Source organism: Pantoea sp. UBA5923 (genome assembly GCF_002431095.1).
GTDB lineage: Bacteria > Pseudomonadota > Gammaproteobacteria > Enterobacterales > Enterobacteriaceae > Pantoea > Pantoea piersonii.
The window spans coordinates 1-7,681 of sequence record NZ_DJDN01000051.1 but is presented as its reverse complement, the minus strand read 5'-3'; the positions used below and the strand labels follow the sequence as shown (position 1 = coordinate 7,681).

At 58.1% G+C, this 7,681-nt stretch carries 8 protein-coding genes; 1 reads left to right on the top strand and 7 read right to left on the bottom strand.

Going from position 1 to position 7,681, the window contains the following annotated elements; all coding sequences use genetic code 11:
- Window positions 1-51: 51 nt before the first annotated feature.
- The 6 genes from B3797_RS12545 to B3797_RS12520 form a co-directional block, all read right to left on the bottom strand.
- Window positions 52-708, bottom strand: coding sequence for a substrate-binding domain-containing protein (locus tag B3797_RS12545; RefSeq protein WP_311791247.1), 657 nt, complete (start codon window positions 706-708; stop codon window positions 52-54).
- A 25-nt stretch (window positions 709-733) separates the two neighbouring features.
- On the bottom strand, window positions 734-1,804 hold the full coding sequence (locus tag B3797_RS12540) for an ABC transporter substrate-binding protein (protein ID WP_311791246.1): 1,071 nt from the start codon (window positions 1,802-1,804) through the stop codon (window positions 734-736).
- 201 nt (window positions 1,805-2,005) lie between these two features.
- On the bottom strand, window positions 2,006-3,022 hold the full coding sequence (locus B3797_RS12535; protein WP_311791245.1) for a transketolase family protein: 1,017 nt from the start codon (window positions 3,020-3,022) through the stop codon (window positions 2,006-2,008).
- 1 nt (window position 3,023) lies between these two features.
- Window positions 3,024-3,857 (bottom strand): transketolase, encoded by an 834-nt coding sequence (locus B3797_RS12530; protein WP_311791244.1) that lies wholly within the window; start codon window positions 3,855-3,857, stop codon window positions 3,024-3,026.
- 12 nt (window positions 3,858-3,869) lie between these two features.
- Window positions 3,870-5,168, bottom strand: coding sequence for an MFS transporter (locus B3797_RS12525; protein WP_311791243.1), 1,299 nt, complete (start codon window positions 5,166-5,168; stop codon window positions 3,870-3,872).
- A gap of 54 nt (window positions 5,169-5,222) precedes the next feature.
- Complete coding sequence (locus tag B3797_RS12520; RefSeq protein ID WP_311791242.1) at window positions 5,223-5,972, bottom strand: glucose 1-dehydrogenase; 750 nt, start codon at window positions 5,970-5,972, stop codon at window positions 5,223-5,225.
- Window positions 5,973-6,168: 196 nt separating this feature from the next.
- Here B3797_RS12520 and B3797_RS12515 point away from each other — a divergent pair, with 196 nt between their 5' ends.
- Entirely contained in the window at window positions 6,169-7,065 is an 897-nt protein-coding gene (locus B3797_RS12515) for a LysR substrate-binding domain-containing protein (RefSeq protein ID WP_311791241.1), read from the top strand.
- Window positions 7,066-7,070: 5 nt separating this feature from the next.
- On the opposite strand, the gene B3797_RS12510 is transcribed toward B3797_RS12515, so the two are convergent.
- Window positions 7,071-7,681: LysR substrate-binding domain-containing protein (locus B3797_RS12510; protein ID WP_311791240.1), on the bottom strand; the 611-nt coding region annotated here is incomplete at its 5' end.

Sequence of the window (7,681 nt, the reverse complement as noted above, 5' to 3'; positions counted from 1 at the left end):
CAAACCAGGGCTTGCAGCAAGAATCTTGCATCAGCTCCTATTTTCAAATCTTCAAAAAAAACCATATTGCAGCAGCATCGTCTGCGCCGTTGCCGAGTGCAGAAAACGCGCCAGCGGCTGGGCCGATGGCTGACAGATCGCATAGCCATAGTGCGCAAAAATATTGTCAGCGGCAGGAATGTCGAACACCCTGAGGGCAGGGAACATCGCCAGACGCGGCGCATAGCTGGCGTAGCCAATAAAGAGATCGGCGTAACCATTGCTCAACAGCCAGTGCGCGGCCAGCGCGCCTGCGGGCAACGGAAGGCTGTCGGCGCCGCCTACCAGCGTCTGCGCGCGCTGGCGAAGATTGTCACCCAAACCTGGATAACGCCTCTCCAGCGCGGCGAACATCTGCCAGGTGTAATCGCCTGAAGGATCGCTGAGCGGCGTTGAGGTCGCCAGCCGCAGTTCCGGGCGCTGTAGCAGAGTGAGCCAGCTGTCCGCAGCATTCACCACTTCGGCTCTGGCGGTCAGGCAGAGGCGGTTAGCGGTAAAAACCCGGCTTTCGCTTGCCATCCCTTGCCGCACCAGCGCATCCGCATGCGCCAGACTGGCGGAGGCGAAAAGGGCACACGGCTCGCCCTGCTCAATACGCTCACGCAGCAGCCCGGCCGGGCCGAATAGCGTTTCAGCCGCGAGGCCGCTTTGCGCGTTAAAAGCGGTCATCAGCTCCGGCCAGACGGGCCGCAAACTACCGGCTGCCAGTACGCGCAGCATCGTCGACATAATGGGTGCGGTAGAAGCGCTGATACCAGCGATCGGCCTGCTGCTGCATGTCGATATCGCGGAACTTTTCCGGGTAGAGCTTTTTCGCCATCCACAGCTCGCCCAGACCTATTGCCTCCGGCATGGGATAACCCCACGCCTTAGCGTAGGCAGGCATCAGCCAGACGCGATGGTTTTTCACTGCGTCGATGGATTGCCACTGCGCATCCTGGTTGATTTCACCGACGACCTCAGGGTAGCGGTCCTGCACAAAAATCACCTGTGGATTCCAGGCGATAACCTGCTCCATGCTGACCTGCTTAAATCCCTGTACGGTTGCTGCCGCAACGTTTAAGGCACCGGCATGGGCCATCATCAGGCCCGTATATTTGCCCGAGCCGTAGGTGGTGAGCGACGGGTTAGCCATATAGGCGCGCACCCGCTGTTGTTGGGGCAGGGAACCCAGGCGGTCGCTGACCAGCTTGCGGCCGGCGAAAGCGGCGTCAATCAGGGCTTTCGCCTCCTGCGGCTTATTGACCACCTCGCCGATCAGCGTAATACCTTCTTTCAATCCGAGGTTATAGGCCCGTTCTTCATTCTGCATACCGGGGTTTATCTTCCCCTGCTGGCCGGGGTCGTCATGGCGTAAAGAAATCGCGATAACCGGGATGCCCAGCGCGGAAATTTTATTAATCATCTCCTGCGGGGCGTAGTTGGTGACAAATACCGCCTGCGGATGCAGCGCCACCAGGCTTTCCACGTCAACGTGGGTGAGGTCGCCGAGCATTGCTTTATGCGTCAGTTCCGGCACCAGCTGCGCATAGCTGTCGCCAAGCTGCTGTTTCCAGTTAGCGAGGATACCGACAATTTTGTCGGTGGCGTTAAGCTGAACCAGCAGGTTCAGCGTCTGATGCTGCAACACGACGACGCGGTCAACGCGATCGGGCAGGGTGACCTGACGACCAAGCTGATCGGTAATTACGCGGCTTGCCTGGCTGTTAAAAGCACTCAGCGCGAGCAGGCCAGCAAAGAGAGAATGGCGCAAAAAGCGGGACATAATGAACTCCACAAAACGATATGTCGCGGAGTATATAGCGCTGAGTGGAGTGATGAACAGAACAATCCTTATTAGTTACATCATACAAATGAACGCTAATAAAACCAATTCACAACGGCGCTAACACATCAGTGTCTACAGAATGAAAGCGCCGGTTCGCTAAACTCTCCGGAAGCACAGGGCTTCCGGATAATTTTTCGCTTAAAGACCATGCTCCAGCCAGGCCGTAATCTGCGTCACCATCGCCTCGGTGGAAATACCGTAGCGGTCGTGTAGCATCGGCAGCGCGCCAGCCGCCAGAAAGGCATCGGGCAGGGCGATCTGACGGAAGCCAGGCGTTACGCCGTGGCGCAGCAGCAATGCCGCAATGGCTTCGCCCAGGCCACCGGTAATCGAGTGGTTTTCCGCCGTAATTACCAGGCGCCCCGCGCTGGCGGCTTCTCCAGCCTCGCGCAGTATGGTCGCTTCATCCAGCGGCTTGATCACCGGGGAATGCACCACGCCTACCTCAATGCCGCGAGTTTCCAGCTGTTCCGCCGCTTCCAGCGCGCGCATCGTCATTAAGCCGCTGCTGATAATCACCGCATGTTTGCCCGAGCGCAGGCGCTGCGCTTTGCCATGTTGATAGCGGTAGCCATACTTATCCAGCACCAGCGGGACTTTGCCGCGCAGCAGCCGCATATAGACCGGCCCCTGATGTTCGGCGATAGCGGGCACCACCTGGCTGATTTCCCGTGAATCGCAGGGATCGATAATTGTCAGGTTGGGCATACCGCGAAATATCGCCAGATCTTCCGTCGCCTGATGGCTTGGGCCGTAGCCGGTTGTCAGGCCGGGCAGGGCGCAGGCGATTTTTACATTAAGGTTTTCTTCGGCTATCGCCATACAGATAAAGTCATAGGCGCGGCGCGAAGCAAACACCGCATAGGTTGTCACAAAGGGCGTAAAGCCTTCGCGCGCCATACCGGCGGCGGCGCTCATCAGCAGCTGCTCCGCCATTCCCATCTGAAAGAAACGATCGGGAAAAGCCTCGGCGAAAAGATGCAGATCGGTATATTTGCTCAGATCGGCGGTTAGCCCGACGATATCCTGACGCTGACGCGCCAGGCTGACCAGCGCGTGACCAAAGGGCGCGGACTCCGTGGGCTGGCCCTCGGCGGCAATCGAGGCGATCATCGCCGAGGTGGTCAGACGTTTTTTTAACGTAGAAGTATTCATCTTATTCTCCCTGTTCCAGCGCTGTTAGGGCTTTATCCCATTCATCGGCGTCAACGCGGATAAAGTGGGTCTTCTCCCGGGTTTCAAGGAAAGGCACGCCTTTGCCCATTCGGGTATCGCAAATAATCACGCGCGGCTGCGCCTGCGGCCAGTTGCGCGCGGCGTCAAAGGCGGCGACCAGCGCATCAATGTCGTTGCCGTCCACCCGCTGCGTATACCAGCCGAAAGCCTGCCAGCGCGCCTCAACCGGCTCAAACGCCAGGATTTCGCTGCTGTGGCCATCCGCCTGCTGGTTATTGATGTCGATAATGGCGATCAGGTTATCCAGCTGCCAGTGCGACGCCGACATTGCCGCTTCCCAGGTTGATCCCTCGTTCAGCTCGCCATCAGAAAGCAGGTTATACACCCGCGATGACGATCCTTTCCGCTTCAGCCCAAGGCAGGCGCCAACCGCAATGCCTAGCCCATGTCCCAGCGAGCCGCCGGTAATCTCCATGCCGGGCGTATAAGCTGCCATACCGGACATCGGCAGGCGACTCTCGTCGCTGCCGTAAGTTTCGCGCTCCGCTTCAGGGATAACGCCCGCCTCCAGCAGCGCCGCGTAAAGCGCGATAGCGTAATGACCAATTGAGAGATAAAACCGATCGCGGCCTTCCCATTCGGGATCGGCGGCGCGATAGTTCAGCGCATGGAAATAGCTCACGGCGAGCAGATCGGCGGCCCCAAGGGCCTGGCCGATATAGCCCTGGCCCTGAACCTGGCCCATCAGCAGCGCATGGCGTCGAATACGGGCGGCGCGCTGGCGTAGCGTCAGCGGCGAAGTTTCAGTATGCATAGAACCTCCTGATTAACGATTAACGTCCGCTGCCCGGATACGCAGCACGCAGAGCGCACCCAGCAGCAGAACCGCAGCGATAAAGTACATGCCCGAGGCGGGCGAACCGGTGAGCGTGGTAATCCCCCCGATAAGCCAGGGCGAAAAGAATCCGGCGAGATTGGCGATGCAGTTCACCGCCGCAATACCGGCCGCGGCAGAGACGCCGCCCAGCAGATTGGTTGGCAGCATCCAGAACAGCGACGAGGCGGAGAGAATGCCCGCCGCCGCAACGCAGAGGAAAGAGAGCGACAGCGCAACGCTATGGCCCAGCAGGGTTGCCAGCGTCAGGCCCGCCATGCCAAGCAGCATCGGAATGATAAGGTGCCAGCGGCGCTCGCGATGACGATCGCCGCTGCGGCCTGCTATCAGCATAAAAACGATGGCGCACAGATAGGGCAGACTGGTAAGCAGGCCAATATGCAGCGGTTCGCGGATGCCAGCGTTTCTTACCAGCGTCGGCAGCCAGAAGGTCAGGGCGTACTGACCCATCACCACGCAAAAATAGATAGCCGCCAGCGTCCAGAGTCGCTTGTCCGACACGAAAGCCTTAATGGTGCCGTGGTGCGACTTTTGCTGGTTATCTTCCTCCAGATCGGCGCGCACCATGTTTTTTTCGCTTTCGTCGAGCCATTTCGCCTGTTCAACGCGATCCTTGAGCACCACCAGCACGACCAGTCCCATCAGGATCGTCGGAATCGCTTCCAGCATGAACATCCATTGCCAGCCCGCCCAGCCGCGCGATCCGGCGAAGGTCTCCATTATCCAGCCAGAGAGCGGGCCGCCGATCATGCCGGAGAGCGGAATAGCGACGAACCAGAGCACCGTCATGCGCGCCCGTCGCTGGGCAGGGAACCACCAGGTGAGATAGAGCAGCAAGCCCGGGGCCAGACCGGCTTCCGCCACGCCGAGCAGGAAGCGCAGCAGGTAGAACTGCCAGGCTGTCTCGACAAAAGCGAAGGCGCCAGAGATCAGGCCCCAGGTGATCATAATGCGGGCGACCCAGCGGCGAGCGCCGACGCGGTGCAGGATCAGGTTGCTGGGCACCTCAAAGAAAAAATACCCCAGGAAAAAGATCCCGGCACCCAGCCCATAGACCGTTTCGCTCAGCGCAAGATCGTCCATCATCTGCAGCCTGGCGAAGCCGACGTTGACGCGATCCAGATAGGCGCAGAGGTAACAGAGCATCAAAAACGGCATCAGACGCCAGGCGATTTTCCGGTAGGCGCCGTCGCGCGCAGCGACGGCCGCACTGATATTCAGCGTTGTCATAATAATCACTCCGGGAGTGACCAGCAGCCGGGCTGCTGGCTAAAAGGGGGCCGATCAGTGGATCAGCATGCCGCCGTTCACGTCTAAGGTGATGCCGGTGAGGTAGCTGGAGAGATCGCTGGCGAGAAACAGCGCGGCGTTGGCCACATCGTCAGCCTCGCCGAGGCGTCCAAGCGGGATACCGTCAATAATGGCGTGGCGACGTTCGTCATGCAGTAGCCCGCCGGTGATATCGGTCTGGATCAGGCCAGGCGTCAGCGCGTTGACGCGGATCCGATCCGGGCCGAACTCGCGCGCCATCGCTTTTGCCAGGCCAAGCACGCCCGCCTTTGCCGCGCTGTAGTGCGGGCCGCCAAAGATGCCGCCGCCGCGCTGCGCCGATACCGATGACAGGCAGACGATACTGCCGCCGCCCTGACGCTGCATAATGGGGATCACCGCCTGCGACATCAGCAGCGTGCCGCGCAGGTTAACATCCAGGATGCGGTTGTAATCCTCGATGCCGATCTCCAGCGTTTTGACCGGCTGCGTAATGCCGGCGTTATTGACCAGCACGTCGATACGGCCATATGCCTGCATCACCTGAGCGACAGCACGCTGAATAGCCTCACCGTCGGTGACGTTGGCGGCGAGGCCCAGGTGCCCGGATCCCAGCGCCTGTGCCGTGTTCTGCGCCGCGGTTTCATCCAGATCCAGCACCACAACGCGTGCGCCGTGGCGGGCGAAGCAGGCGGCCGTTGCACGTCCAATACCGCGCTGAGACGCAGCGCCGGTAATAATCGCAACTTTTTCTTTCAGCAACATAAATAACTCCAGTTTCTTTTTTTATAAGGTTCGGTATCGCTACCGGTAGGGTTCATCTTCAGCATTAGAAAAGGCGACAACGTTGGCAATGCAAAAAAATTCATTTGATGCTGAATGAAATTATTGGTTTGATGCAGTTAACATTTTTTATTTTTTAAAACGGATATAAATCACAAAAATGTGAGCGGGAATGTTTATGGAAAAGCCTGTCAGTCAGCTTCCTTCTTTAAAATCGCTGCGCGTATTTGAAGAGGTGGCGCAAAACGGAAATGTGGCCCGGGCGGCGGAAAAATTAAATATCACGGCGTCAGCGGCGAGCCACCAGCTGGCGAAACTGGAGAAAGAGCTGGGCTCAATTCTATTTCACCGCTCGGCGAAAGGCGTGGTATTAACTCTGGCGGGAGAGCGCTATTTAGAGGAGATTCGGCCGCTAATCCTGGGCCTGACGCAGGCGACGGCGCGTCTGCGTAATGAGAAAGATCGCAGCGCGCTGCGTATTCACTGTGCGCCCAGCTTTGGGCTGTTATGGCTGCTGCCGCGTCTTCATAAATTTCGCGAGGCGCACCCGGAAATACAGGTTACGCTCTCTTGTTCCTATGAAAATCTCTCTTTTAGCCGAGATAATATTGATATTGCGGTGCGCCATGGGTTTCCAGAATGGAAGGCATTTGAAATAAAAACCATTCGCCATGAAAAAATGTCGGTGCTGGCATCGCCCGAGTATCTGGAGAAATATCCGCTGCGCGAACCCGCTGAATTAAACAACCATGCGCTGATCCTTTCCGAGTCGCCGCTTATTCAGTGGCCGCAGTGGTTCGCCACGCAGCAATTGCCGCAGCCCGCCAGAGAGTGGCTGTTTCGTTTCGATCGCTCTTATATGAGCCTTGAAGCCGCCATGCTCGGCCACGGACTTATCTTTGAAAGCGAACTGCTGGCCGCTGATTATCTACGCAGCGGCAAACTGATAACGGTATTTGACGCCGCCCTGAGCTTGCCGGTCAGTGCCCATCACCTGGTCTATCCGCGCGGCTATGCGCAGTTTCCGCGCGTGAGTTACTTTTTGCAGTGGATTCAGGCGCAGCTGGGTGAGTAAGCGGACTAGCCGCGGTATCTGACGGCTTCCACAAAAGCGGCAAAGGCGGAGGAGGTGTTCCGTCGGTTAGGGTAATAAAGGTGAAACCCTTCAAATGTTGGACTCCAGTCGGCAAGCACTTCAATCAGACGGCCCGCGTCAATATGAGGCCGCGCCATCTGCTCCGGCACATAGGCGAGGCCGATGCCGTCCAGCGCGCCGTTCATGACGTGAATAATACTGTTGGATAGCAGCGGGCCATTAACCCGGATAGTTAATTTGCGATCGTCTTTTTCAAATTCCCAGGCGTAGACGCTGCCGCCGACCGAATGTCGGATATTAATACAGCGATGCGCCGTGAGATCCTGCGGAATAACGGGAACGGGATGCGCCTTAAAATAGTCAGGCGTGCCGACCACCGCCAGCCGCCAGTCTGGCCCCAGTCGAACCGCAATCATATCGCGGCCGATCGATTCGCCCAGCCGGATGCCGGCGTCAAAACGCTCCGTGACAATATTGGTAAAGCCGTAGTCGATACAAATTTCCACGCTGATATCAGGATATCTGGCAAAAAAGGCGGGCAGCGCGGGGCGAAGCAGGCTTTCGGCGGCATCGTCGGAACAGGTAATGCGTATAT

Excerpts from the sequence above, each read along its gene's own strand:
- B3797_RS12535 (WP_311791245.1), bottom strand. The coding sequence starts at position 3,022 with ATGAATACTTCTACGTTAAAAAAACGTCTGACCACCTCGGCGATGATC.
- B3797_RS12525 (WP_311791243.1), bottom strand. The coding sequence starts at position 5,168 with ATGACAACGCTGAATATCAGTGCGGCCGTCGCTGCGCGCGACGGCGCC.
- B3797_RS12520 (WP_311791242.1), bottom strand. The coding sequence starts at position 5,972 with ATGTTGCTGAAAGAAAAAGTTGCGATTATTACCGGCGCTGCGTCTCAG.
- B3797_RS12545 (WP_311791247.1), bottom strand. The coding sequence starts at position 708 with ATGACCGCTTTTAACGCGCAAAGCGGCCTCGCGGCTGAAACGCTATTC.
- B3797_RS12515 (WP_311791241.1), top strand. The coding sequence starts at position 6,169 with ATGGAAAAGCCTGTCAGTCAGCTTCCTTCTTTAAAATCGCTGCGCGTA.
- B3797_RS12540 (WP_311791246.1), bottom strand. The coding sequence starts at position 1,804 with ATGTCCCGCTTTTTGCGCCATTCTCTCTTTGCTGGCCTGCTCGCGCTG.
- B3797_RS12530 (WP_311791244.1), bottom strand. The coding sequence starts at position 3,857 with ATGCATACTGAAACTTCGCCGCTGACGCTACGCCAGCGCGCCGCCCGT.